The following is a 26,586-nucleotide window of genomic DNA, read 5'->3' as shown; positions in this document are numbered from 1 at the left end:
GCAATCTGCCGTGAGAAAGAAAGAGCAACAAATAGAAGTGCTGGGTGCACGGGTTCACAATCTGAAAAACATTGATGTTACTATACCCCGGAACTGCCTGACGGTCATTACCGGTTTAAGTGGAAGTGGTAAATCATCCCTGGCCTTTGATACCATCTATGCAGAGGGACAGAGAAGGTATATGGAGACCCTCAGTGCCTATGCCCGCCAGTTCCTGGGCAATATGGAACGTCCCGATGTGGACAAGATTTCCGGCCTGAGTCCGGTGATATCCATCGAACAGAAAACGACCAACAAGAATCCACGTTCCACCGTGGGAACGGTAACCGAAATTTATGATTTTCTGAGACTATTGTTTGCACGGGCATCCGAAGCGTACTCCTATGTGACCGGCGAGAAGATGGTGAAGTACACCGAGGATCAGATCCTGAACATCATTATGGATGCTTTTCTGGAGAAAAAAATCTATGTCCTGGCTCCGGTGGTGAGGGGACGAAAGGGTCATTACCGGGAGCTCTTTGAGCAGGTCAGGCGGAATGGTTATATCTATGCCCGGATCGATGGTGAGATTGAGGAGCTCATCCCCGGGATGCGTATAGACCGCTATAAAAATCATGATATTGAGGTGGTTGTAGACCGGCTCACTGTCCGGGACAAGGACCGGGAAAGGCTCAGAAAGTCCCTCTCAACAGCCTTGAAACAGGGCAAGGGAGTTACCATGATCATGGAGAAGGATGGAAGTGAGCCCCGCTATTTCTCCAGCCAGCTGATGTGTCCCACTTCGGGAATCTCCTATAATGAACCGGCTCCTCACAGTTTTTCCTTTAACTCGCCACAGGGAGCATGTCCGAACTGTAACGGACTGGGGACCATTAATGACGTGGATATTCGTAAAATCATTCCGGACGATAGTAAAAGCATCCGCAGCGGGGCCCTGGAGCCCCTTGGCAAGTACAGAAATTCCCTGATATTCTGGCAACTGGAAGCCATTGCGTCCAGGTACGGTTTTAGCCTGGATATCCCGGTGAAGGAGATCCCCGAACAGGCTCTGAACTGTATTCTCTTCGGATCGGAGGAGCCCCTGAAACTGCAGAACACCCCTCTGGGAGCCGACTCCAACTATTTTTTAAGTTTCGAGGGCATTATCAACCATATACAGAACCATGCAGGAGAGGGAAACGGATTGCAGGGAAAACAGCAAGCAAGGCAATTTATCCGGAAAGTGACCTGCCCTGTTTGTAAAGGGAACAGGCTGAAGGCAGAAATGTTATATTTCCGGATCAATGAAAAGAATATCGCTGATCTGTCGGCCATGGATATTGGGGAGCTTTCCCGGTGGTTCAGCCACATGGAGGATTATCTGAACGATCGGCAAAATATCATTGCCAGGGACATCCTGAAAGAGATCAGAAGCAGGCTTGGATTTTTACTGGATGTGGGGCTTAACTATCTTTCGCTGCAGCGCAGTGCCCGTTCTTTATCCGGGGGAGAGAGTCAGCGCATCCGTCTGGCTACACAGATTGGTTCCCGGCTGGTCAATGTGCTTTATATACTGGATGAACCGAGTATCGGTCTGCATCAGCGGGATAACAGAAAGCTTATTGCTTCACTCCAGAGTCTTCGCGACCAGGGCAACTCAGTGATCGTGGTGGAACATGATAAGGACATGATCCTTTCTGCCGATCATATTGTGGATCTGGGTCCGGGGGCAGGCCGGCTGGGAGGGGAGTTGGTGGCAAGTGGTTCACCGGAGCAGATTCTGAAGGGCCGGACGCTTACCGCCCAGTACCTGAACCTGACAAAGAAGATCCCTGTACCTGAAAAGCGAAGATCCGGAAGCGGGGAGCTGCTGATCCTTCGCGGAGCATCCGGCAATAACCTTAAGCATGTGAGTGTTGCTTTTCCGCTGGGGAAATTTATCTGTGTTACAGGGGTCAGCGGAAGCGGCAAATCCACATTAATTAATGAAACACTGCACCCCATTATAAGCCAGAAGCTTTACCGGTCCAACAGGGAGCCGCTTCCTTATGAGTCACTGGAGGGCCTTGAGCTGGTTGATAAAGTGATTGAAGTGGACCAGAGTCCCCTGGGCCGGACCCCCAGGTCAAATCCGGTGACCTACACGGGCGTTTTCAGCGATATCAGGAAGTTGTTTGAACAGACTCCCGATGCAAAGATACGGGGATATAAAGCAAGCAGATTCTCCTTCAATGTGAAAGGGGGGCGTTGTGAAACCTGTGGTGGTGCCGGCCTTCAAACCATTGAGATGAATTTTTTGCCTGATGTATATGTACGCTGCAAGGAGTGCAACGGAAAACGTTATAACAGGGAAACTCTGGAGGTCAGGTACAAGGACAAAAATATCAATGATGTTCTGATGATGACCATTAACCAGGCCGTGGAGTTCTTCTCCAGTATACCCTCCATACGCAGGAAATTATTTACCCTCCAGGAGGTTGGACTGGGATATATCCGACTCGGGCAACCTTCCACTACTCTTTCGGGAGGAGAGTCACAACGGGTGAAGCTTTCAGCCGAGCTGGCAAAAAAAGATACCGGCAAAACTCTTTACATCCTGGATGAACCTACAACGGGTCTTCATTTTGAGGATGTCCGGGTATTGCTGGAAGTAATTGCCAGGCTGGTAAACAGGGGCAACACGGTGATCATGATCGAGCATAATATGGATGTCATAAAGGTGGCCGATCACATCATTGATTTGGGCAAGGAGGGTGGCAGCCAGGGAGGAAGCATTCTTGCCGAAGGGAGCCCTGAAGAGCTTGCCGGAGTGAAGGATAGCTATACAGGTAATTTCCTGAGGGATGAGCTGATTTCGAGATAATTATATTAAATTGTTCATAAAAAGCAGAAGATAATGATTGCCAATGAAGATAAGATCAAGAAGGCCTTTAAGCAGAAAACCTGGAATGAGATAAAAGCTTCTGATTCCTGGCAGATTTTTAAAATCCTGGCTGAATTTGTGGAGGGTTTCGAAAAAATGACCTCCATCGGTCCCTGCGTTTCCGTTTTTGGTTCGGCCAGGACAAATCCGGATAGCAAGTATTATAAACTGGCGGATGAGATTGCATTTCAATTGACCCAGAGTGGCTACGGGGTTATAACCGGAGGAGGCCCCGGTATTATGGAGGCAGCCAATAAAGGGGCAATGAGGGGTGATGGGGTCAGTGTGGGATTAAACATACATCTCCCTTTTGAGCAGGGCTCCAATCCTTACATTGATGCGGATAAGTTGATCACATTCAAGCACTTTTTTGTCAGAAAAGTGGTGTTTCAGAAGTATTCTCAGGGATTTATCGTATTGCCAGGGGGATTCGGGACCCTGGATGAATTTTTTGAATCGGCGACCCTTATTCAGACCGGGAAGATCGGACGATTTCCCATCGTGCTTGTTGGTTCCGGTTTTTGGAAAGGAATGGTGGACTGGATCGAAAATGTGGTACAGGAGGAACAGAAGAATATCAGTCAGGAGGATCTGGGTCTTTTTACTATTGTTGACACTGCGGAAGATGCTGTGAGTGTAATCAACAAGTTCTACTCAAAATATCTCCTGAGTCCTAATTTCTAGAGTGCTCTAATGGCTCAGTGTTAGTAATTACGGGGACTATTTGAGAAATTATTTTGTACATTGTATCGTGAATTAACCCTTCTTTATGATGAAGTACATGTCTTATTGTCTGGCCGTTTCCATGTTTCTCCTGTCATACTCTCTTTCCGGACAGGAGGTGGAACTATCCGTAGATCATCCTCTGAGGGTGAACGCCGGAGAGGATTTTACAGTGACCGTGACCATCAAAAAGGGCTCACTTACAGACTATTCCCGTTTTTCTCAGGACCTTCCTATGGGGCTGTCTGCCACGAATGTGAGCTCCCCCAATGCAGATTTCAGTTTTGACGAACAAAGGGTGAGGATCATATGGCTGAAAATGCCCAATACAAACGAAATTTCTGTATCCTACAAAGTGTCTGTGGATCCAAGGCTCAAGGGATCATTCACATTGGGAGGTGTTTTTGCTTATGTGGTTGAAGACGAACGTAAATTTCTGAATTTCGATCAAAAAAGGGAGATCACCATCGTACCCAACAGCTCCATCGATCCCGGCTTAATGCTCGATATCGGGGATTTCAGGGGGTGGGATGTTGTGGCTCCTTCCACGGCTCCGGAGGGGACCACTTTTACGATGGCTATCAGGCAAAAGCCTGAGCTGCAGTCCAGCGGTGCTTACCAGGTTCGGCTTTTAATAAATACTCCCGCTGGAAGCAAATATACCAAAATTGAGGAGACCATCCCATCGGGCTATCTTTTTGAAGAGGTGAATTCAAATGATGGAATCGTTTCACATGCAGCCTCAACTGTAAAGTTCATATGGATGAACTTGCCTGAGCAGCCGGAATTTGAGGTGGTTTACAGGCTTGTGCCCAAACAGAATGAACCTCAGGGGAATATGCTGGTGGAAGGATTGCTGACCTATATAGCTGGAAATGAAAACAGGGTTACCGAGGTGGTAGAGATGGATGTGCCCCTGGAAAATCTGAACCAGTCTCAGAAACGTGCTCTTCTTGAAAAGGGAACGATTCCGTCGGGAAGTACAGGAACAATAACAGCCCTGGAGCGAGAGAGCAGTCCTCCTGTCAGCACATCCAGTGAAGGACGGGTTTCGGAAAAGCTGATAGCCAATACGAAGGTACTTGAACCTGGCACAGGAAGCTATTTCCGGGTACAACTGTCGGCCAATCTGAATGCCTTTGATGCCAATGCATTTTACAGGCAGATAGGAGTGGACAGGGAGGTATTTGTTGAGCAGCATCAGGGTTTCTTTAAATATACGGTTGGTCCTTTCCAAACCTATGAGCAGGCTCTTTCGTACAAAGAGAGAGTTGATACTTATCCGCAGGTCGTGGGCGCATTTGTGGTGGGTTACAGAAATGGCAATCGTGTTTCTGCCGGGGCCCTCAGATAAGAAATAAAGTAATTCTCAAGGCCTTTGCAACACAATCGCACATACAGGCAGCTGTTTCTGGTTTTCGCCATGCTCCCCTTTGTTCTGAATGCACAGGAGATCGATTATGATTCGCTGCTTCAGCGGATCGACACCGTGGAGAATCCGGTGTATATGCCGGTGGTTTCATTTTCATACGGGGTGTTAAATTTCCGTGGCGATGTGCGCAACAGTATGCTAAGCCCGGTGATCGGAAACAATGCTGTATCGTTGAATATCGCCACTTTTGTGGACAGGAAGCACCATTTCACAGGGAACTTCTCCTATCTGCTCGGAAACCTGAGTGGCAACTCCTATTCTTATGGCGATTTATCGAGGAATCTGAATTTCAGATCATCGGTGTCTTCTATCGGGGCAAATGTAGAATACAGGTTTGGCCATATGATTAAGAAAAAGGCCCTGCTCAGGCCCTATGTGTCGGTGGGAGTGGGGGTCCTCACCTTCAGTGCAAAAGGGGACCTGACAGATGCCGGTGGACATACATATTATTACTGGTCGGATGGTTCGATCATGGATAGCCCGGAATCACTTCCGGAAGGAGCTCTTCCACTGTACAGGGACTTCGAATATGAGACCGACCTTCGTCTTCTGGAGCAGGAGGAATTTGGACTGGGAGCTTATAGTCAGAAGGCCCTGGTGCTTCCCATTGGACTTGGGAGTCATTTCAGGATCAGCAGCCGTGCCTTTTTCAGCCTGGGAATTTCCTATCACTATGCCATGACAGATATGCTCGATAATGTGGCTTTTGAAGGAACCAGCATTGCAGGAAGAAAGGGGAATGACAGTTTTGTATTTTCCCACCTGTCCCTTCACTTCGATCTGTTCTCCGATCCTAGTACCAGGACCGTCGAGCTCCTGTATGCGGATGTGGAGTTTGATCCCCTTCTCTTTGATGACGAAGACGGAGATTTTGTTCTGGATGTCACGGACCGTTGTCCGGGCTCACCTTACGGAGTTGAGGTGGACTCACTCGGCTGCCCGCTGGATGGTGATATGGATGGAGTGGCTGATTATCTGGACAGAGAGCTGTCCACACAACCGGGCGCCTGGGTCGATGAAGAAGGTATTACGGTTACGGATGAGGATTATCTGACAGTCATGGAGCCTTGGGACAATGCCATGCCACGGGAGGATGTGGATGCATATACGACTATTATCAGCGGTCAGTACCGGCTGGATTCGCAGCTTGAAATTCCGGAAAATTTCCAGATGCTTGATACGGACGGAGATGGCGAACTCTCATTTGAGGAGTTGCTGCAGGTGATCGATCAGTTTTTTGATTATCAGCTGGACCTGGAGGAGGTGAGAAAGCTTAATGATTTCTTTTTCTCTCAGTAAGACCCGGGCTATTTAATCTTATGCAAGCGATCCATCTGGCGCTGGGTATCTTTTCTTTTAATGGTTTCACGCTTATCGAACTCTCTCTTTCCCCTGGCTAATCCGATCTCTAGCTTAGCATATCCGGAGTCCGAAATGAAGATTTTCAGTGTGGTGATGGTGAGGCCGCTTTCCCGGGTCTTTCTCTGCAGCTTTTTTAGTTCGTGGCGCGTCATCAGCAGTTTTCTGTCACGGCCTGGTGTGTGCTTGTTGTAACTGCCCCAGGTATAATCCGCGATCTGCATGCCCCGGACATAAAGTTCTTTGTTTACAAAGAGGCAGTAAGAGTCTGCCAGGCTTGCCTTACCCATGCGGATCGATTTTATCTCGGTCCCCTGTAGCTGAATCCCTGCCACGTATTTTTCCAGAATCTCGTAGTCGTGGTAGGCCTTCTTGTTCCTTATGTGGACTTTATTTCCCAAAACTGTAAATGTCCTCAAAGATATAAAAAAGGTATATTTGATTTCACGTGACCAGGAAATGGTGGAAATATTAACGGTTCTCGGACATACGGCAGCAGGTAAAACCTCTTTTGCCGCTCATCTGGCAAAGGAGCTGGGAGGAGAGATTATCAGTGCCGATTCGAGGCAGGTATACCGGGGAATGGATATTGGAACCGGAAAGGATTACGATGATTACCTGGTAGAACACAGCCGGGTGCCGGTTCACCTGATTGATATCCTGGATGCTGGATATGAGTACAATGTCTATCTTTTTAAGCGTGATTTCTTACGGGTGTTTACTGATATCTCCGAAAGAGGGATTTTCCCGGTGCTTTGCGGGGGGACAGGCCTGTACCTGGAAGCCGTTCTCCGGAATTACCGCTTGTTGAATGTGCCTTTGAATTCTTCTCTGAGACAGGAGCTGGAAAAAAAGAGCGATGAGGAACTGACGGCTATTCTCAAGTCGCATGTCCCTCTTCATAATATTACTGATACAGCGCATCGTAAACGATTGATCCGGGCCATTGAGATTGCCAGGCACCAGTCTGTCCGGGAAGAAGATCCGGCTCCGGAAAAGGAACGGAGTGCCCTTGTACTGGGAATCCGGTTCGAAAGGACGTTGCGAAGGGAGCGGATCACCCAACGGCTAAGCTTGCGAATGGAAGAAGGGATGGTGGAAGAGGTGGAGGAGCTGTTAAGGAGAGGGGTGAAGGCCGCTCAGCTTGACTACTATGGACTGGAATACCGCTATGTGAGTAAGTACCTGTTAAACGAGCTCAGCTTTGAAGAGATGTTCAGCCAACTGAATACCGCCATACACCAGTTTGCCAAGCGGCAGATGACCTACTTCAGGGGGATGGAGCGCAGGGGCATTAAAATCCACTGGCTGGAGGGTACTCTCTCCATGGAAGAGAAGATAGAAACGGCATTGAGACTGCTCAATGAGTCCTGAATTTCCAGGGCAGGTCCATAATAAACCAGATCATTCCCAGGGCTATAAGAAGATTCAAACCGGCCACTATATAATTGTAGGTGACACGCCAGGTGCCAATTCTGCGGCGAATCATGATCCCGATATTCGGTATGAAAAAAGCGAAGATGCTAAACACCGTGAGAGCGTTGAGTATCTTCTCCTCATCTACCTCATCGGCCGGCTCTGAACTGGCTGAAAAGAAAAGAATGAGATAGGCCATCAACAGGAAGCAGGCCAGATATATCAGGTAACTGGCTTTGATAAGGATGGTAGAAACGGGGCGTTTCCGATGTATCCGGAATGGTTTTAGAATAATAATCGCAATGATATAAATAAGCAGAAAAGCTGCGATAAATATGAAATGTAACAGGAAATTCATGTCTGACAGACAGATTAGTATTTTTTTATCTATACTTCAGAATCCTGGATGGCCTGCTTGATTTTTTCTTCGATCTCCTCTGCTAATTCGGGATTATCCCTTAAAAGATTCCTTACAGCATCCCTGCCCTGCCCCAGCCTGGTCTCCCCGTAGCTGAACCAGGAACCACTCTTTTTCAATATGTTCAGGTCTACCCCCATATCAATCAATTCACCCGATTTAGAAATCCCCAGGCCATAGAGGATGTCAAATTCCGCCTTTCGGAAGGGGGGTGCCAGTTTATTCTTAACCACTTTCACCCTGGTCCGGTTCCCCTGTATGTCTTCTCCCTCTTTTATCTGACCGATGCGCCTGATATCGATGCGCACCGATGCGTAAAATTTCAGTGCATTACCCCCGGTGGTGGTTTCAGGATTTCCGAACATCACACCAATCTTCTCCCGCAATTGGTTAATGAAAAAACAGGTGGTATTGGTACGGTTGATATTGGCTGTAAGTTTCCTGAGGGCCTGGGACATGAGCCTGGCCTGCAGGCCCATTTTTGATTCACCCATCTCTCCCTCTATTTCAGACTTGGGGGTGAGTGCAGCCACTGAATCAATCACAATAATATCGATGGCCCCTGAACGGATCAGATGATCGGCGATTTCAAGTGCCTGTTCCCCGTTATCGGGTTGAGAGATATACAGGTTCTCAATATCAACTCCCAGTTTTTTTGCATAAAAGCGGTCGAAAGCATGCTCAGCATCTATAAAGGCAGCAATTCCACCAGCTTTCTGAGCTTCTGCAATGGCATGAATGGCCAGAGTAGTTTTCCCGGATGATTCCGGCCCGTAAATCTCGATCACTCTTCCCCGGGGATAACCTCCAACACCCAGAGCCAGATCCAGACCCAGTGATCCTGACGGGATCACCTGAACATCTTCAATTGCATTATCGCCCAGTTTCATGATGGCACCCTTACCATATCCTTTTTCAATCTTATCCAGGGTAAGCTGAAGAGCTTTTAGTTTCTCCTGCTTCGTATCACTGCCATTTCCGTTGCTCATATGACTTTATTACTTAATGTGATGATTCTGTGAATATCTGTTTGCTGTGTTCTTTGGTTTTTACTTTTTCAATAATCTTATCAACAAAGCCTTCTTCATTAATGATGAAGGTTTTCCGCAAGATACCCATATAACTCTTCCCGTACATTTTTTTCTCACCCCAGGCTCCGTAATCCTGCAGAACCTTTTTATTTACATCTGAGATCAGCCGGAAAGGAAGATCGTATTTATTTTTAAAACTCTGATGCGATTTTTCGCTATCGGCACTGACTCCAATGATTTCATAACCCTGTTCAATGAAGCGGGCGTAATTGTCTCTCAGATCACATGCCTCGGCAGTACAACCGGGTGTATTATCCCTGGGATAGAAATAGAGCACAACTTTCTTACCTCTGTATTCTTCGAGGGTGATCCATTGTCCGTTTTCGTCTGTGGCATTTATGGCAGGAGCGAGATCTCCTTCTTTCAGATCTGACATAATAAAATTAAAGTTTAAAGGTACGAAGATTGCTGTAAACAGGTAGCCTGTAAGGCAGAGTCTTTATTAACAATTCAGGCTGCCTGCTTGCACCGGATTATTACTATTTTTGCTCTCCAATGATGGATTTATATGATGATTAAACAAGTTTCCAAAACTTTTGTTGCAGCTCTGGTCCTGCTGCTGTTTTTCACCGGATCATGCCTTTACGGGCAGCAACAGCCAGACAGGAGGCAGGAGCTGAAGGAATCCTCGCTGAGTCATTTCAATCAGGGCCATTTTCGTGCTGCGCTTTCAGGATTCAGATCTCTAATGGAAGTCCGGGGAAGGGATCCGTTCTACAGCTATTATACCGGCAGATGCCTGGTGGAATTGAACGAGGAGTTGGATGAGGCGATAGAGCTGCTTTACGGGGCTTCCAAAAGTAGTGACTTCCCCGATGCCGTCTTTTACCTGGGCAGGGCCTACCACCTCCATTATAATTTCAGGGATGCCAGGAACTGCTACGAAAAGTATGAAATGCTGGCCAGCAGGCAGGACAGGAAGAAGCTTGATGTGAAGCACCTGATCAGCACCTGCAGGAGTGCCATGGAAATTACATCCTCTTATAATCCCTACGAGGTGATGAATGTGACTTTTATGGATCTCTCCGATTCCCTGCAATTCACACAGGTAAAGATGAAAGGTGGAGAACTGAATAAGAAACCGGAGGCCTATTTTCTGTCAGATGAGGACCCTGAAGCTTTGACCGGACTGATGTTTATTCCGAAAGATCCGGTCAGGGGGGATTATCTCTATTTTTCCGGATATTCCAGGAGCAGAAAGGATGGAGCTCAGATATTCAGAGTCAGGAAAGGGGCGGGAAAATCATGGGGCGATCCGGAGGAGGTAGCAGCACTGAACAGTTCCGGAGATGAAATACTCCCTTATTTTGATCCCATTGAAAATGATCTTTATTTCGCCTCCGATGGACGCTTGGGTGTGGGAGGCTTTGACCTGTACAAGTCTCATTACGATAAGGACCGCGATCAGTGGACCGATCCTGTAAATCTGGGCTTCCCGGTGAATTCGGTGATGGATGAATACCTTTTGCTCCCTGGTTCAGATCTGGGTATGGTTCTTTTCTTTTCTACCAGGATGGGGACCGATTCCACGGTAACGGTGTACCGGGTTCACCTGGTCGAACCGAAGAAGGAGGTAGCCCCGGATGATCATCAGAGGCTCCGGGAGATAGCCCGGCTGGGAGGTGCTGCTGAAATGATGCTGGCCGGAATCGGGAAAGCCGGGCATTCTTTGCCGGTCAGTAAAAAGACGCCCGTTTCAAAGAATGATTTTCCTCCTGCAGGTGATTCAAAGGAACCTGAAATTGAGCAGGTTTCCATATACCGGGAGTCCCTGGCAGGTGCCCTGAGGCATCAGGCTGTTTCCGATTCGCTGAAGGACCTGGCGGCCATTGCCAGGATAAAGGTCAGGGAATCGGACGATTCGAATGACAGGTGGGTCTGGCAAAAACAGATCATGGTATGGGAGAAAAGGGCCCGTGATGAGGAGGCAGAGGCAGATCTGCTTTATGCAGAAATGGAGAAAAAAAGACCGGAAAGTGCAAGCAGTAAAACAGTTCATCCTCCTGAAACCATTGTAGTCGACAGGGTCGTGGATGGCCTTACGGTTTATCGTTATGCGGAACCTGAACATAAGGAGAAGCCGGGGGTCGGGACATCCCGGGTAAAAACACCCCCTGTTTCCTCTGTGGTCCACAGCTTCGATATTCTGACTCGTTCTCCTTATAGTGAGGTCAATCCCATCCCCATGGACCTGAGATTGCCATCCGGAACATTTTACAGGATTCAACTGGGTGCATTTGGGGCTGAGGTGGAACCCGATGCTTTTGGCGGAATCAGTCCCATTACGGGAGAGCACGTGGAGGGGAAGGGCCTGGTCAAATATTATGCAGGAAAATTCTCCCGCTATCAGGATGCTTCGACGGCCATACCCAGGGTTCATTCCCAGGGTTATGAAGATGCGTTCATTGTGGCGTGGTATCATGGAATCATGGTATCCACACAGAAGGCAAAACAATTGGAGTGAGTGTTGATTGAAGAAGTTTTTTTATATATTTGATGAGTGTGATAGTCATTTACGATGGACAGTAATTTTACCAGCAGGCCTCATAAGTTACGATCGGGTGGAGTGGATAATCAGAACCAGGCAACACTGATTCTCCTTAACGATGATGTCAATTCCTTCGATTATGTGATGGAGGTGCTGGTGGAAATTTGTGATCACTCCCTGACACAGGCAGAGCAATGCGCCACCATAACCCATTTTAAAGGCAAGTGCGAAGTCAGATCCGGTTCCCTGACAGAGATGAGGGAACTCAGGTACCAGTTAATTTCGCGGGGTTTGAATGCCTCCGTGGATAATTAATTCTGTTATGACCGTAATTATCATCTTAATTGTACTGGGGATTCTGCTTTTTGTCATCGAGTTCCTGCTGGTGCCCGGAGTTACCATTGCGGGCATTGGGGGACTTGTGCTGACTGTTGTCGGTGTTTATAAGGCTTTTAATGATTTTGGATCCTCCACCGGGGTATGGGTCCTGATCGGCACCCTGATGCTCAGTGTATTTGTGATTGCCATGTCGCTCAGGGCCAGGACCTGGAACCGTCTGGTGCTAAAGACCGATGTAAATAGTACGGTGGACAGTAATATTACCGAGGACCAGATCAAAGCAGGTGATATGGGAACCAGCCTGACCCGGCTTGCACCCATGGGTAAGATTGAGGTGAACGGAATTGTCCGGGAAGCCAAGTCTACCGAAGGATATATTGATGAACATTCCGATATAATGGTAGTCTCTGTTGAGGGGACCCGGATTAGTGTAAAACCAGTTAAAGAAAAATAGATATGGAATTTGATTTCACATGGATTATTATTGTTGTGGCCAGTATCATTGGCCTCTGGATTATCTTATATTTTATCCCCATCGGATTGTGGTTCACCGCCCTGCTTTCGGGTGTTCGAATCTCTCTGTTACAGCTGATTCTAATGAGATGGAGGAAGGTTCCGCCCACCATTATCGTCAGATCCATGATTGAAGCATATAAGGCAGGACTTGCTTCAATTCAACGGGATGAACTGGAAGCACACTACCTGGCAGGTGGACATGTGGAACAGGTGATCCACGCACTGGTCTCGGCAAGCAAGGCCAATATTGACCTCTCTTTCAAGATGGCTACAGCCATTGATCTGGCAGGAAGGGATGTGCTCGAAGCGGTTCAGATGTCGGTAAACCCGAAGGTGATCAATACTCCTCCGGTAACGGCAGTAGCTAAAGATGGGATCCAGTTGATTGCCAAGGCACGCGTTACTGTAAGGGCGAGTATCAAACAACTTGTTGGCGGAGCCGGTGAAGAGACTGTCCTGGCCAGGGTTGGTGAAGGGATCGTTTCATCCATTGGTTCCTCCAAATCTCACAAAGAGGTGCTTGAAAATCCTGACTATATTTCGAAGATCGTACTTGAAAAGGGACTGGATGCGGGAACAGCGTTTGAGATTCTATCCATTGATGTGGCCGATATAGATATCGGAAAAAACATTGGCGCTGTGCTTCAGATGGATCAGGCCAATGCGGATAAAAATATTGCCCAGGCCAAGGCGGAGGAGCGCAGGGCCATGGCAGTGGCTACCGAGCAGGAGATGAAAGCCAAGTCTCAGGAGGCCAGGGCCAAGGTTATTGAGGCGGAAGTGCAGATTCCGCTTGCCATGGCTGAGGCATTCAGAAGCGGGAACCTGGGCATCATGGATTACTATAAGTTTAAGAATATTGAGGCGGATACCACCATGAGGGATTCCATTTCCAAAGGGACACAGGGTTCCCGGAGAAAGCCGGGGCGGTCCGATAATCCGGAGAAATAATACTCCTGTACCCTGAGCTCAAACTGCTCCAGGCTGATATGATTCCCTTCAAAAAACGTCCATGAGAGCACAGGGACCTGTTGATAGTCATACGGGATATGGCAGGTATTGTTTGCTATGCTTGAGATTGGAGATATTCACAATTTGTTAATAAGCCCTGTGGATGAATTGTGAATATAGATTTGTCCCTGTTTCTTGATTTCCGTCGGGCGATGGTCTATTTTTGATTGTACCGAGTAAGAGATAACAGGCCGCTCGAAGAATCGCCTGGTGTAGAGAGCCAGACCCAAGGGATCTGGTTAGCGAACCAGCCGGAATCGGGATTTCCCCGATCCGGAGATTCATCCAGAGCCAGGCATATGCCGGGAGACAGAGTCTCCGGGTATATTTAACCACAGATCTCCTATTGGATGTTCTTTTAATGGTTGGTCCTTAAGGATGAAGAGCCAAAAAGAATCCTCCGGGGTTCCGCTAAGCTTTCTCACTCTGGTCTCAGACATATCTTAAGAAATGGCTGAGGCAGGGGCCTTCAGGAGCCAGTCCCGGAAATCCGGTGTAAAGCATTGGATGAAAGGACGGTTGCAGGTCAGTGTTTTACGGAACACGGGCCGAGAACCCGGGCCTGCCTGTTTATAAACCCTTCGGGGATGATTGGTTGGGCCGGCCATAATAACTGTAGCTCGGCACTGATTGGTGGCTATGGGTACTTATCAGTGAAATGGGAGCAAACCCAAAAGTTTGCTCCCATTTTGTTCTTATCCACTTAAAGAAAGATTATTGCAGTCCGTTTTTCGAACGGCCGCTTAATTTCCGGATCCCTTCCACGATCATTCCCAGAAGCACGCCAAAGAGACATGCCGCAAAGGCCCACATCACCAACTGCTCAGAGATTCCGAACAGAATAGCCGGCACAATCACCCCGATCAGGCAGAACAGGATAGCGAGCCAGACGCTCAGCCGATTGATTTTTGGATAGATCCAGAGCACCAGGACCAGGAGTCCAAGCGACATGGTCAGGGAGACAAAAAAGAAGGTGGCATCCACAATATCCCGGAGAATCAGGGACATGGTTACTCCCAGGATCATCAGCACCAGCATGCTCCACCGCATGGTGGTTTTCAGCTTATACGTTTTTGTTAAACCTGTTTTCTCCAGGAAGTCCTGGGTCACTGAAGCGGATGCTGTAAACATATAGGTATCGGCCGAGGAGGAGACCGACGAGTAAATGATCACTACGGACAATCCGGCCAGTCCCACCGGCAAGAGTCTACTGAAACCCACGATCAGGGAGGTATCGGGTGCAATACCGGGGATATCGGCACGGATAACCAGTCCGATCAGCAGGAGGATAAAGCCAACAATGATGTAGAACAGGGAAGACAAAAAGATGCTTCTCCGGAAGTGCTTCTTGTTTTTGATGGCATAAACCCTCTGCCAGAGTTCCGGTGAGGCCATGGGGATGAAGAACCCGGCCAGGAAAAAGCTGATTATTTGCATGGCGGGGATGCTGAAGAGGTCCATAAAAACCAGCCCGGGTTTGGTGTTGGTGGTGGTCAGAAGATACATCATCAGCACGAAAAGCAGGAAAATTCCAAAAGTCTGTATGATATCGGTCTTGACCACGGCATCGAAGCCCCCTGCTATCAGGTAGATCAGTATAATGCCTCCCACAATAATGACCGACAGATCGTAGGTGATAGGGGTATACTCAGATACCAGCTTGGCTCCGGCAGTAAAGTTCAGGACGACCCATCCGAACATGATGATAATGGTGGTAATGGTGGCCATGTAACCGGCCGTTTTTCCTTTCAGGAAGAAGAAAAAGTCCGGCATGGTGTAAAATTTCTCTTTATCGGCAAGTTTTTTAACCTTCAATCCGAAGAAGTAGAAGACAAAGAGCCCGAATACAGAGCCCACAAAGTACCAGAGGGCACCCATTCCGTACATGTAGACCAGGGCCGTATAGGTAAGAAGGATGGCTGCCCCGATACGACTGGAAAAGATGGTGGTGGTGGCCTGGAGGGAAGTCAGTTTCCTTCCGGAGATCAGAAAATCCTCTTTCTCCTGGTTCCTTCCGGTGAGGGCTCCAACAATCAGAATAACAAGAAAATAGGCGGAAATAATCAGGTAGTCGGCAACAGTCAGCATAGAGTTTAGTTTAGGTATATAAGTTCATAAATATAGGAAAATTTGTATACCGGCTTCATTTAGCCGGTGTACGGGCTTTTTACTATTCAAATCTCAACCCGGGCCGTTGACCCCCTTTCAGATACCTATTGACCCTCAGCTATAGGCTTCTTTTCCCTCTTGCTATAGGAATCTGTCAGCCAATGACGCCAAGTTGCCCCGTCAATGACTGCAATCCGGCTGTCAATGGATATCAACTTATGTGAAATGACCGAATGGCTGCAACAGCCTGCCATTGCCTGAAATTATTGGATAATCAGAACGCTTTCTGCTTTCTTTCATTCGAATTTCTTAAATGTTAATCTAAATCTGAGTCTATGAAAAGATTTGTAAGCTTTCTGCTATTTATAGCGCTGGGCACCCTGACCCTCTTTGGGCAGGCCCGGGAAATTACCGGTACGGTAGTCAGCGCTGACAACGGGGAACCTTTGCCGGGTGTCTCTGTGTCCGTAAAGGGAACCTCGGTGGGGACCATTACAAGCGTCGATGGCAATTAAGTAATTACTGTGCCGACCGACGGTGAAATCCTGGTATTCAGATTCGTAGGGCTCCTCACCCGGGAGCTGGAGATCGGTTCCAGCACAGTGATCGATGTTGTGATGGAACAGGACCTGCTGGAACTGGATGAGGTGGTGGTCACCGCGCTCGGTATCTCCAGGGAGAAGAAAGCCCTGGGTTATTCGGTATCACAAATCAATGCGGAGGATATCGAACAAAATTCGGAAAACGACATCGGAAGGGTACTCAGCGGGAAGGTGGCAGGTGTACGTGTTACCGCCACCAGCGGGGTTTCCGGGTCAGGTACCAATATCACCATCCGGGGCTATTCATCCATTAAGGGGAACAACCAGCCCCTCTTTATTGTGGACGGGGTACGCTTCTCCGGAAGCACCAATTCAGGAACCGACAATGAACAGGGATTCCTCGAAGGGAACCAGGCCACCTCGAGCCGCTTCCTGGATATTGATCCCAACAGTGTGGAGAACATCTCGGTACTAAAAGGCCTGAGCGCCACAACCATTTACGGGGCTGAGGGACGAAATGGTGTGATTCTCATCACCACCAAAAACGGATCCAATGCAGAAGGGGAATCGGAAATTACGGTGAATCAATCTGTTTTCCTGAACAGGGTCAATCTGCCTACTTTTCAGAATTCCTGTGGAAATGGCTTTAACCAGCAGAACGGATTTTTCTTCAGCAACTGGGGTGCTGCTTTTACCGATCCTCCCACTCTGACAGATCATCCTTACTCACTTTTTGCCGATCAATCACTGATAGGGGCTTTCCCGGAGTATCAGGATGGAGTTCAGTATGAACTGAAACCCTACGACAATGTGACCGAGTTCTTCCGCACGGGGATTGCATCCAATACCGCTGTGACCATGAGAGGTGGTAATGACAAGGCCAGCTACAGTGCCAATGTGAGCTATCTGAACGATATAGGATTCCTTCCCGGAAATGAGCTGAATAAATTTAATGCAGGGATCGGGGGTAGTTCCCGGATTACCAGGCGGCTTACCTTCAGTGGCACCATGAATTTCGTTAAAACCGATATGGTAACCCCTCCCATCAGTTATGGAGATGGAAGCGGTATCGGGGGAGGCAGCGGAATTTCTGTTTTTGCCGACGTGCTCTATACACCGCGGTCTGTGGACCTGATGGGACTTCCCTTTGAGAGCCCTGTGGATCACCGGAGTGTATATTACAGAAGGGGTAACGACATACAGAATCCCCGCTGGACGACCAAATATGCCAAATCGATCGATAATGTGAACCGTATCTACGGATCGGGGAACCTGAGCTATAACATCCTGGAAAAACTGAACCTGACCTACCGGTATGGAATTGACCATTTCTCGGAGACACAGGAGTACCAGCTGAACAAAGGATCGGTTCAGAATGACAACTATATCAATGGACTGTATCGTACACGGCATATTATGAGTACCACCTGGGACCAGTCGGTTCTTCTGACCTTACAACAGGACATCGGGGATAAGATTACCATGGATTTACTCCTGGGCGGCTCTTCTGTCAGGGATATCCGGACTACCGATGGAATGGAGAGTACCAACCAGCTGGTTTTTGGGGTGATGAACCATTACAACTTCAGCGATCACAGCACCTACAACAGCTTTAATGGTTATGCGCTCCAGAGCAACGCCGCCGCAAATACCCTGGGTGCTTTCGGACAGTTAACAACCAGTTACAGCAACTACCTGTTTCTGAATCTTTCTGCACGGAACGACTGGTTCTCCTCTCTGCAACCGGAGAACAGGAGCCAGTTTTATCCCAGTGCAAGCCTTTCCTTCATTCCTTCCCAGCTTTTTGAAGGCTTGAAGACCAATGCTAAATTCGATTTACTGAAGTTTAGGATCGGTTATGGTACCTCGGCCGGATTCCCGCCGCTGTACGTGACAGAAAGCGTACTGTCGGCCAACGCCAGGGCTTATGTGGACAGGGACGGAACAGTGATTCCCTCCAACAGCATTAACTGGTTCCTGGGGAACCCCGATTTGAAACCCGAGTTGCATGCGGAGGCCGAATTTTGGGTTGAATTTGCCATGTTTGGTAACCGCCTGGGGGCCGATGTCACTGTTTACCAGAAGAAAACCAGCAATCTGATTACCGATGCCAGGCTGGATCCCTCGACCGGTTATTCGCAGACCTATGTAAATATCGGGCAGATGACCAACCGCGGGCTGGAGCTGGAGGTCCATGTAACACCGGTCCGGACCACCAATTTCAGCTGGACCGTCCGGGGAATCTTCACCAAGTATGAAAGCATAGTGGACGAATTAGGGGCCGGACTGGAACGGGTTCTGATCAACGGCTTTACCGACCTGGGCAACTATGCCATTGCCGGTCAGCCATACGGTGTTATGTACGGATACGAAGTGGCCCGTGATGAGGAGGGGAATTTTATTATCGATGGCGAAGGGAACTTCCTTCAATCGGATGAACCAGCCATCATTGGAAATCCCCATCCCGATTTCGAGACAAGCATCATCAACCGCCTTCGCTTTAAAGGCTTATCCTTAAACATGCAGTGGGACTATCGCCAGGGAGGTGATATTTATTCAGAGACTGTGAATACATTGATTGGAAGGGGGATCACCGAAGATACCAATATTGACCGTATGCAGTCTTTTGTTATGCCGGGTGTACTGGCAGACGGAAGTCCCAACGACATTCAAATCAATGCTACCGATGCCTACTTTAACAATTTCGGATCACAGGCACCCAGCGAGGTCAATGTGATTGACGGCACCACCATCAGGCTCAGGGAAATCTCACTGACCTATTCCCTTCCCAAGAACTGGATGGCCAAAACACCTTTTGGAAGTATTGATATTTCCCTGGTGGGCCAGAATATCTGGTTCAAAGCCGTCAATTTCCCGGAGCATGTGAACTTCGATACCGATATGCTGAGCCTTGGTGTGGGGAACGGACTTGGATTTGACTTTATCACAGGTCCCAGTTCCACCAGGTATGGTGCCAGCATAAAAGTGACATTCCAGGAACATTAAATATTGAGAAACATGAAAAAGACATTTATAATTATTTCAGTCACCCTTCTGCTGGGCTTCCTTACCGGTGCATGCGACTTTTTTGAACTGGAGCTGACCTCGGATCCCGATGCAGTGGTGCTGGCTGATGCCAATCCTGACTATGCGTACAATCCCACTAATTTTGATAATGTCTGGGCCAATGCCTTTGAGGGCCTATTGATGGATGCCCATAGTTTCCTGCCTATCTACGAGGAGCAAAAGTGGTGGATTCATGCAGGAATTACGAAGATCCTGGAGGCTTATGTACTGGTGACCCTGGTGGACTTCTTCGGCGATGTTCCCTGGACCGAAGCCTTTGATGCAAGTAATTTCAATCCGGCAGCCGAGGATGATGAGACCGTGTATAATGTGGCCATCAGCAAGTTGAATGAGGCCATCGCTGATTTGGGCAAAGAAGCCCTCGCAACTCCATCCAACGATCTATTCTACGGGGGGGATACTGAGGCCTGGATCACACTTGCAAAGACACTTAAGCTGAAAGTGTATCTGAATTTGAGGCTGGTAGATGAAGCCGGAGCCACGACAGAGATTAACAGCCTGATCTCCGGGAATGATCTGATTGATGATCCGTCCGAGGACTGGGTATTCTTATACAGCCGTAATACGGATAATCCGGACAGTCGTCATCCCTATTTTACCTATAATTACCTGAACGGGGGAAATGACTATATGGCCAATTACTTCATGTGGACACTCTATGATGAAAAGGCAGTGGTGGATCCGAGAATGCGCTACTACTTCTATCGTCAGCAGACCTATTCTTCGGAGGATTTCCAGGAGCTTCCCTGTTACGGTACGGATTTTCCGAGTCATTATTCACCCGGAACTCCCTACTGTACCCTGGAAGATGGTTACTGGGGACGGGATCACCTGGACGATGACGGAATTCCACCGGATACCAGGTCCAGAACCCTGTGGGGAGTATATCCTGCCGGTGGTGAATTTGACATGGACCAGGGAGTACCCGGTACTGCCGCTTCAGGCCTGCTGGGCGCCGGTGCCGAAGTGATTATGCAGGAAAGCTTCGTTAAATTTATGCTGGCTGAAGCGGCCCTTACCCTTGGAACTACGGGCGATCCCAGGCAACTCCTGCTGGATGCCGTGGAGGCCTCCATTACTCACGTGCTGGCCTTTGGCGAAGTTCTGGCTGCGCAGAGCTTTATTCCGACTCAGCAGGATATCAATGATTACCTGGCCGAGGTGGGCTCCCTGTATGATGCTGCTGCCACCGATGATGAGCGCCTGGAGGTAATTGTTAAGGAGTACTATATCGCCCTGTTTGGGAACGGCGTCGAATCCTATAACCTGGTAAGAAGAACGGGGATGCCATCCAATTTGCAGCCCGGAGTGCTGGGCGATGCTGGAAACTTTCCAAGAACCTTTAACTATCCTGCAACCTGTGTGAATCTGAACTCATCCATAGCACAGAAACCACATACGGTGCAGGTGTTCTGGGATACCAATCCTGCAGGGATAATTCAATAACATAAACGAGAAAGATCATGAAAATAACTAGATATATTACATTCATCTTCCTTACAGCCTTGCTATACGCCTGTGAGACTCCCATGCTGATTGATCCGGCAGATGTGGAGCGGGGGATATTTGTGACCTTCGATCCGGTGAACACCAATATTAATTCGGAGGATATTGAAGGTACCCCAATATCGGGAACCTTCGATGCTCCTGCGAGTAATGTGGCCAGTCACGAGATTACGGTCAAACGAATTTACGACAATGGGGAAAGTGAATCAGATTTTCTGCCGGTGACAACCATCACCAGCTTCCCCTATCAATTCTCCATGGATGGTAATGAACTGGCAGCCCTGTTCGGGGTGCCGGTGGAAGAGACTTTTTCCAACTTCTATGAGTTCAGGGGTGTTGCCACCGGCACCGATGGCAAAGTAGCCACCTACGATAACCTGCAGGATAACCTGGTGGCCAGCGCCGAGCAACTCCAGGGTTTCAAAATATCTGCAGCAGTGGTATGTCCTTCAGATCCCGATGTGATTGTGGGAACCTACACTTCGGTCACCAATTCCACTTTTCCTGACTTTGCCGATCCGGTTGGGGGTCTGGTGAGTGAAGTAAGCATCACAGCTACAGCGAATGAGGGGTTCTATACGATTTCCGATTTCACCTTTGGCACCTACGATCATTTCTATGCTGCAGTAGGCTGGTGTCCCTTTGGCGACTGGCCCGGAACGATCCAGGATGTCTGCGGGAATTTCTTTATGGTAAATACCTTCGATCCCTGGGGGGAAGTGGGATTTGGCGATCTCACCTTCAATCCGGATGGTACAATTACGGTGGTTGGCGGAACCGGTTACGGCGAGGAATGGACCGCGGTGCTGACCAAGCAATAGACTGTAGCACTTTAGCAGGTGCATGATTCATAAAAAAGAGGATGTCTTAAATGGGCATCCTCTTTTTTTTCAGCAAAAGGCCGGTCAACACGAAAAAATGTTGAATTACGCGAGCGCATTCCCCGTAGCTCTGCTGCGGGGTAAGCGAGCACATTTAAAATAAACAATTAATCGATGATTCCTCGCAGCTTGCTGCGAGGAGAATCAATCTATATCTCCTGTTTGTAGTGAAGTGCACTGAAAACCTGGTTTTTGTAGTTCCTCCCGATTCTCAGTTTGGCGTTTTCCAGTTCAATAGTGGTTGCATTGAATGCTCTGATTCTCGGTATGGAGATAATATAGGATTTATGGATCCGGATAAACTGATCCGGAGGCAGTTTGTTTTCAATCCCCTGAAGACTGCTTTTCACAACTACCCTCCGGTTATCCGTGTGGATCCTGATATATTCATTCAATCCCTCGATAAAGTGTATCTCCTTCAGATAGATTTTTATGACTTTTTTATTTTCCTTGACATAGATAAAGGCATCACTGTTTACACCCTTACCGCCTTCCACTTCCACTTCTTCCGTGTGTCCCGACTGGAAATACTTATTGACCGATTTAAAAAAGCGCTCAAAGGTAACCGGCTTCATCAGGTAGTCGATCACATCCAGTTCAAAACCTTCCAGCGCATACTGGCTGTAGGCAGTGGTAATAATCACCTTGGGAGGCCTTTTCAGGGTTTTCAGAAAATCGATCCCTGTCATCTGGGGCATTTTGATATCGAGGAACATCAGGTCGACGGAGTGCTTGCGCAGGACTTCAATAGCCTTCATTGCGTTGTCGCACTCATCAACAACCTCAAAATTCTCCAGTTTATGGATATGTCCCCGGATCAGCTCTCTGGCCAGGGGTTCATCGTCAACGATCAAACACCTTGTTTTCATGCTTTTAAAATTATAAGTCGTCCACAACCAACAGGTGGCTGTATGTTACTTCGTTTGGGCTTAAAACAATAAAGGAACATGAAAACAATCCTACAATCTCACTTGAACATAACAAATTTACACGCTTTTCTTAAAATATTTCAGTGAAAAGCGAGAAAACCCCGGCAAATGACTCAGTAACATCTGTTAACTGCGTATATACGCTCATACCAGTAACTGGGGGGGCTGGCATGCTGCATTGATTGATAAGAGATGGTAGTTCACCGAATGAAGGCTATTTTTAAGTTATGTACGATTTCTTAATCAGTCAGAAATTGTCCTTCCGGATTTTCAGGCATCTGCTCCTGTTTCTGGGCATGGTCTTTCTTTTTTCCTGGGTGGCGTATTCGCGGTCTGAGGAACCCGGGGGCTTCTGGAGGGGATTTTCCATGGTATTTACCAATGCGTTCTTCTTTTTCGGATACGCCTATTTTACGGTATACGTGCTGATTCCGCGATTATTGATCAGGAAGAAGGCAGCCATTTTTCTGAGCTTGTTCGTTCTTGCCGGACTGGGGCTTTCCATGCTGAAATTTCTCTTTTCGGATTATATTTTTTACCAGGCCATAGCTCCTGAAAATGCACCATCTGTAAATTTGATTTCATTGAAAGTGCTGCTGGTGAACACGAAGGACATGACCTTCATTGTTGCTCTTTTTGCACTGGTTAAGTTTGCCAGGGACCATTATACGGTCGATTTGAACAACAGGGAGTTGCAGCGAAAGGAGCTGGAGGCAGAGCTGCAGCTGATAGAACGCCATATGGATCCTCATGTGATATTCAATAATTTTAACAGTCTATATTCCATTTCGATCTACCGGCCCGAATATCTCAAATCTACAGTGAAAAAGATGAAAGCCATTCTTCATTATCTGTTTAATGAGAGCAGAAGCGATAAGGTTTTTCTGGAAAAAGAGGTAGAGATGATTGAAAACTTTGTAGGCCTTGAGACTTTAAGATTTGGCGACCGCCTAAAGGTTCATCTTGATGTGGAGGGTCAAATGAGCGGTTTAAAGATTGCACCCCTGATTCTCTACTCGTTCGTTGAGAATTGTTTTGTCTACGGTGCTGAACGAAATCCTTATAAGTCATGGATCAGAATAGAGTTGAAAGTGCAGGACTCCAGGCTTCGTTTTGTGGCAGCCAATTCGCTCTCCGATTCACAAGATCACATTGACAAAGGTAGTCATACAAGAAATGAAAACAGTATAAGAAGACTGGAGCTGGAGTATCCTAACAGTCACAGACTGGCTGTCCGGGAGAGAAAAAGCGAGCATGAAGTTGAACTACATATGAGCCTGTAATGAGACCGGACCTCCTCATAAAACCGGAAGGTAACAGGAGCTTCAGACATCTGGTATTCTGGTTGATATGGGTTATCGGATTTACATTCATAAAGAGCTTTGGGGAATCTTTTGAAGTTTACCTGGGCTGGTTCTCCTACTACCTGATCACTCTGCCCATCTTTATGGCTCATACCTATGTAGTGGCTTATTTTCTGATCCCCTACTTCCTGAATAAGAGGTTGTTCCCCGTGTTCTTTGTTCTGTTTCTTTTGTTTTTTTACGGGTTTTCAGTGCTGGAACTTATCCTGAGCAATGAATTCATATTCAAGTGGTACCAGACAAGCAGCGAGGTGACCGAGCTCTATCTGGCTCCGGCCAATGTAGTTATGAGCGGTCTGGGTAATCTTTATATTGTTTTTGTATTTCTGGCTGTCACGACCTTCAGGGAATGGTACCGGGCCGATACCAGAAGTAAAGAGTTGCAGCATATTGAATTGCAGCAGCAGGTGGAGAATGCCATCACGAGGGTTCAGCCTCATATGCTGCTGTATGCGATTGATCATATCGATCGTATGGTAAGCGAATCATCGCCCCATGTAACCAGAGCCATTGCCTTAACTTCTGAACTTCTGAACGACGTGATGACTTACCACGAGGAGCAGCATAAACTGTTCTCCGAGGAGATTGAGCTGGTCAGAAAACTGGTGGTGCTGGTCTCTCTGATCAAGGAGTGCAAACCAGATGTGGAATTTTTTGTATCCGGCGACCCCGGGCAGATTCAAATGCCCCCCATGATCCTGTTTACACTGGTGGACCTAATATTCAGGAAGTATGAAGGCGAGCCTGCCATGCCTGAGTTAAATATTGAGGCTTCGGGGTATTCCAATATGATAACCATTCAGATACTTTACAGCGGACCAAAAAAGCAAGAGGAGAGTATGAAGGAATGCCTGAGAACACTCCAACAGGTAGAATCCTGTTTTAAGGGACAGGTTTCTGTGAGTACGGAGTCGCACGCTTATGGTTATTACATTATCGTCAGAAACATGGACCCGGGTACTGAGAAGACCTTTTACCCCCGGCCGGAAGCTATTAACAGCTCCCAACAGGTTGTAAACTGAATAAGTTTTTATTCCCTGCATCTCTCTGTTACATTTGAAGTGACTCTATGTACATCAATTGACAACTTGCCGTCAGCAGTCTTACTTTAAGGTTTTAGGTTTAATAAGTAACTCACCCGACGGCAAGTTTTTTTCTCCACTTTCATTTCCTGCTTCTCTGCTTAACCGGCTCCGCTGGTTTAAGGCACCCAGGCTGTTAATGTAAGATTCAAAATCGTACCCAGACGCACAGCTTTGTTCAATTTCGGACGCTTTTAACCTTTGAGGAATACAGGGAAAAGTATTGTAATATTCAGGTATTCAAGTGATAAAAATAATTGGCATAATAAGTGATATTCGTTTTAGGGAATGTACAGAGACGGTATAAAGAAGATAATACCATGGTCGCAGATCAATACTTGATTTACCGGAATCACAGGCAGCCTGAGGAAAACAGCAACAAGCTTGAGTTGTTCAAGAATCTCCTGCAGCCTCATTTTCTTTTCAATTCCCTGAATAACCTGTATGCACTTTCTTTAAAGCGGTCTGAAGAAACTCCTGAAGCCATTGCTGGCCTTTCCTGCCTCCTGGAGCGGGTTGTTTCTTATTCCTGCAGGGAGACGATCCCTTTGTCGGAGGAGATTGCTCTCATCAAAGAATACATTGCCCTGGAAAAGATCTGGCTGGGTGAATGCTCCTTCTTTATGGATTTTCAGGTCAAGGGTGATACGGCGGGTGTTACCATTCCTCCTCTGACTATCTATACCCTGATTGAGAATGCATTTAAACACGGTATCCGCAAATGCAGGAATAACTGCTGGGTGACCATTCATCTGGTGGTTAAGGACGATAAAATCCTGCTCAAAGTTCGAAACGGTACTCAGCAGAGTGAGGAGGACAATCAGCTTTCTACGGTAACAAACACCGGACTGGGTATAAAGGCCGTTAGAAAGATGCTGGAGTCTTCTTACAGAAAGCATTTTCATCTGAATGCCCGGCCAATCGGAAATGTATATGCCGTTGACCTGATCATCGACAGAGTGGCTGCTTAAAAGGCATCAGAGTCATTTACACTATTTTACCTGTATTACATATCCTGCTTCGGGTCGTTGATTGAACTTTATTGATTCTGCATTTCTTTCGCAGTAGTTTTATTCTAAATCTCAATAAGTGAATGCTATGAAGAAGGTTAGTTTGTTTAGTAGATTGGCGGCTATGGTCGTTGCATTCTGTGTGTTTACCACATTTGCATTTGCAGATGGAGAAACCTCAGAGGTTTATCTGACAGGCACTTCCACTTCGTCAGCTGGCGATTTTGTGGTGCAGACTACGAGTGACGTGTTTCATTATATGGGTCGGGGGTATGAAGTATTCAGGGTTTATTACGACGATCCGTCGATGAACATGAATACTGCGGTTAATAACGAGGGCCAGTGTACCTCATTTGTCGCTTTCAACGGCGAGTTTATGTT

At 47.6% G+C, this 26,586-nt stretch carries 23 protein-coding genes; 17 read left to right on the top strand and 6 right to left on the bottom strand.

Annotation, left to right across the window (positions count from 1 at the left end; genetic code table 11):
- Window positions 1-10: 10 nt before the first annotated feature.
- From uvrA to P1P86_08800, 4 genes are all read left to right on the top strand, one after another.
- Window positions 11-2,842: an excinuclease ABC subunit UvrA gene (gene uvrA, locus P1P86_08815; protein ID MDF1575275.1), complete on the top strand. Its 2,832-nt coding sequence runs from the start codon at window positions 11-13 to the stop codon at window positions 2,840-2,842.
- A 33-nt stretch (window positions 2,843-2,875) separates the two neighbouring features.
- The gene (locus P1P86_08810) at window positions 2,876-3,586 is read left to right on the top strand and encodes a TIGR00730 family Rossman fold protein (protein MDF1575274.1); all 711 of its coding nucleotides are present in this window, start codon (window positions 2,876-2,878) and stop codon (window positions 3,584-3,586) included.
- Window positions 3,587-3,671: 85 nt separating this feature from the next.
- On the top strand, window positions 3,672-4,979 hold the full coding sequence (locus tag P1P86_08805) for a hypothetical protein (GenBank protein ID MDF1575273.1): 1,308 nt from the start codon (window positions 3,672-3,674) through the stop codon (window positions 4,977-4,979).
- A gap of 24 nt (window positions 4,980-5,003) precedes the next feature.
- On the top strand, window positions 5,004-6,356 hold the full coding sequence (locus P1P86_08800; GenBank protein MDF1575272.1) for an EF-hand domain-containing protein: 1,353 nt from the start codon (window positions 5,004-5,006) through the stop codon (window positions 6,354-6,356).
- Between the two features lie 8 nt (window positions 6,357-6,364).
- Here P1P86_08800 and smpB read toward each other — a convergent pair whose 3' ends face one another.
- On the bottom strand, window positions 6,365-6,817 hold the full coding sequence (gene smpB, locus P1P86_08795; protein MDF1575271.1) for an SsrA-binding protein SmpB: 453 nt from the start codon (window positions 6,815-6,817) through the stop codon (window positions 6,365-6,367).
- Window positions 6,818-6,875: 58 nt separating this feature from the next.
- On the opposite strand from smpB, the gene miaA reads away from it, so the two are divergent.
- Window positions 6,876-7,790, top strand: a complete 915-nt coding sequence (miaA, locus tag P1P86_08790; protein ID MDF1575270.1) for a tRNA (adenosine(37)-N6)-dimethylallyltransferase MiaA — start codon at window positions 6,876-6,878, stop codon at window positions 7,788-7,790.
- Here miaA and P1P86_08785 read toward each other — a convergent pair.
- From P1P86_08785 to bcp, 3 genes are read right to left on the bottom strand one after another with little or no spacing between them, the layout of a single operon-like run.
- Window positions 7,777-8,190: a hypothetical protein gene (locus P1P86_08785; protein MDF1575269.1), complete on the bottom strand. Its 414-nt coding sequence runs from the start codon at window positions 8,188-8,190 to the stop codon at window positions 7,777-7,779. The two genes, miaA and P1P86_08785, sit on opposite strands and share 14 nt — an antisense overlap.
- 29 nt (window positions 8,191-8,219) lie before the next feature.
- Window positions 8,220-9,239 carry a recombinase RecA gene (gene recA, locus P1P86_08780; GenBank protein ID MDF1575268.1) on the bottom strand — a complete coding sequence of 340 codons (1,020 nt, stop codon included), beginning with the start codon at window positions 9,237-9,239 and terminating at the stop codon, window positions 8,220-8,222.
- Window positions 9,240-9,252: 13 nt separating this feature from the next.
- Complete coding sequence (bcp, locus tag P1P86_08775; GenBank protein ID MDF1575267.1) at window positions 9,253-9,717, bottom strand: thioredoxin-dependent thiol peroxidase; 465 nt, start codon at window positions 9,715-9,717, stop codon at window positions 9,253-9,255.
- Window positions 9,718-9,849: 132 nt separating this feature from the next.
- Between bcp and P1P86_08770 the strand changes: the two genes are divergently transcribed.
- The 4 genes from P1P86_08770 to floA are packed head-to-tail and all read left to right on the top strand — an operon-like array spanning window position 9,850 to window position 13,635.
- Window positions 9,850-11,805, top strand: coding sequence for an SPOR domain-containing protein (locus tag P1P86_08770; GenBank protein ID MDF1575266.1), 1,956 nt, complete (start codon window positions 9,850-9,852; stop codon window positions 11,803-11,805).
- Window positions 11,806-11,859: 54 nt separating this feature from the next.
- Window positions 11,860-12,144 carry an ATP-dependent Clp protease adaptor ClpS gene (locus P1P86_08765; protein ID MDF1575265.1) on the top strand — a complete coding sequence of 95 codons (285 nt, stop codon included), beginning with the start codon at window positions 11,860-11,862 and terminating at the stop codon, window positions 12,142-12,144.
- 7 nt (window positions 12,145-12,151) lie between these two features.
- Window positions 12,152-12,622, top strand: a complete 471-nt coding sequence (locus P1P86_08760) for an NfeD family protein (protein MDF1575264.1) — start codon at window positions 12,152-12,154, stop codon at window positions 12,620-12,622.
- Window positions 12,623-12,624: 2 nt separating this feature from the next.
- On the top strand, window positions 12,625-13,635 hold the full coding sequence (gene floA / locus P1P86_08755) for a flotillin-like protein FloA (GenBank protein ID MDF1575263.1): 1,011 nt from the start codon (window positions 12,625-12,627) through the stop codon (window positions 13,633-13,635).
- A gap of 774 nt (window positions 13,636-14,409) precedes the next feature.
- Here floA and P1P86_08750 read toward each other — a convergent pair.
- On the bottom strand, window positions 14,410-15,783 hold the full coding sequence (locus tag P1P86_08750; protein ID MDF1575262.1) for a hypothetical protein: 1,374 nt from the start codon (window positions 15,781-15,783) through the stop codon (window positions 14,410-14,412).
- Window positions 15,784-16,139: 356 nt separating this feature from the next.
- Between P1P86_08750 and P1P86_08745 the strand changes: the two genes are divergently transcribed.
- The 4 genes from P1P86_08745 to P1P86_08730 are packed head-to-tail and all read left to right on the top strand — an operon-like array spanning window position 16,140 to window position 21,760.
- Window positions 16,140-16,319 (top strand): carboxypeptidase-like regulatory domain-containing protein, encoded by a 180-nt coding sequence (locus P1P86_08745; protein ID MDF1575261.1) that lies wholly within the window; start codon window positions 16,140-16,142, stop codon window positions 16,317-16,319.
- Between the two features lie 9 nt (window positions 16,320-16,328).
- Window positions 16,329-19,352 carry a SusC/RagA family TonB-linked outer membrane protein gene (locus P1P86_08740; protein MDF1575260.1) on the top strand — a complete coding sequence of 1,008 codons (3,024 nt, stop codon included), beginning with the start codon at window positions 16,329-16,331 and terminating at the stop codon, window positions 19,350-19,352.
- 12 nt (window positions 19,353-19,364) lie between these two features.
- Window positions 19,365-20,879: a SusD/RagB family nutrient-binding outer membrane lipoprotein gene (locus P1P86_08735; GenBank protein MDF1575259.1), complete on the top strand. Its 1,515-nt coding sequence runs from the start codon at window positions 19,365-19,367 to the stop codon at window positions 20,877-20,879.
- A gap of 17 nt (window positions 20,880-20,896) precedes the next feature.
- Window positions 20,897-21,760, top strand: coding sequence for a hypothetical protein (locus P1P86_08730; protein MDF1575258.1), 864 nt, complete (start codon window positions 20,897-20,899; stop codon window positions 21,758-21,760).
- Window positions 21,761-21,969: 209 nt separating this feature from the next.
- On the opposite strand, the gene P1P86_08725 is transcribed toward P1P86_08730, so the two are convergent.
- Entirely contained in the window at window positions 21,970-22,689 is a 720-nt protein-coding gene (locus P1P86_08725; GenBank protein MDF1575257.1) for a LytTR family DNA-binding domain-containing protein, read from the bottom strand.
- A gap of 287 nt (window positions 22,690-22,976) precedes the next feature.
- On the opposite strand from P1P86_08725, the gene P1P86_08720 reads away from it, so the two are divergent.
- The 4 genes from P1P86_08720 to P1P86_08705 form a co-directional block, all read left to right on the top strand.
- Window positions 22,977-24,032: a histidine kinase gene (locus tag P1P86_08720; GenBank protein MDF1575256.1), complete on the top strand. Its 1,056-nt coding sequence runs from the start codon at window positions 22,977-22,979 to the stop codon at window positions 24,030-24,032.
- Window positions 24,032-25,135 (top strand): hypothetical protein, encoded by a 1,104-nt coding sequence (locus P1P86_08715; GenBank protein ID MDF1575255.1) that lies wholly within the window; start codon window positions 24,032-24,034, stop codon window positions 25,133-25,135. Before P1P86_08720 ends, P1P86_08715 begins: the two co-directional genes overlap by 1 nt.
- A 380-nt stretch (window positions 25,136-25,515) precedes the next feature.
- On the top strand, window positions 25,516-26,166 hold the full coding sequence (locus tag P1P86_08710; protein MDF1575254.1) for a histidine kinase: 651 nt from the start codon (window positions 25,516-25,518) through the stop codon (window positions 26,164-26,166).
- 163 nt (window positions 26,167-26,329) lie between these two features.
- Window positions 26,330-26,586 (top strand): hypothetical protein (locus tag P1P86_08705; GenBank protein MDF1575253.1); only part of this gene is annotated, 257 nt, incomplete at its 3' end.

Source organism: Bacteroidales bacterium, from assembly GCA_029210725.1.
Taxonomy (GTDB): domain Bacteria; phylum Bacteroidota; class Bacteroidia; order Bacteroidales.
Note: the sequence above shows the minus strand (reverse complement) of the source record. Positions and strands in the feature narration are given on the sequence as shown.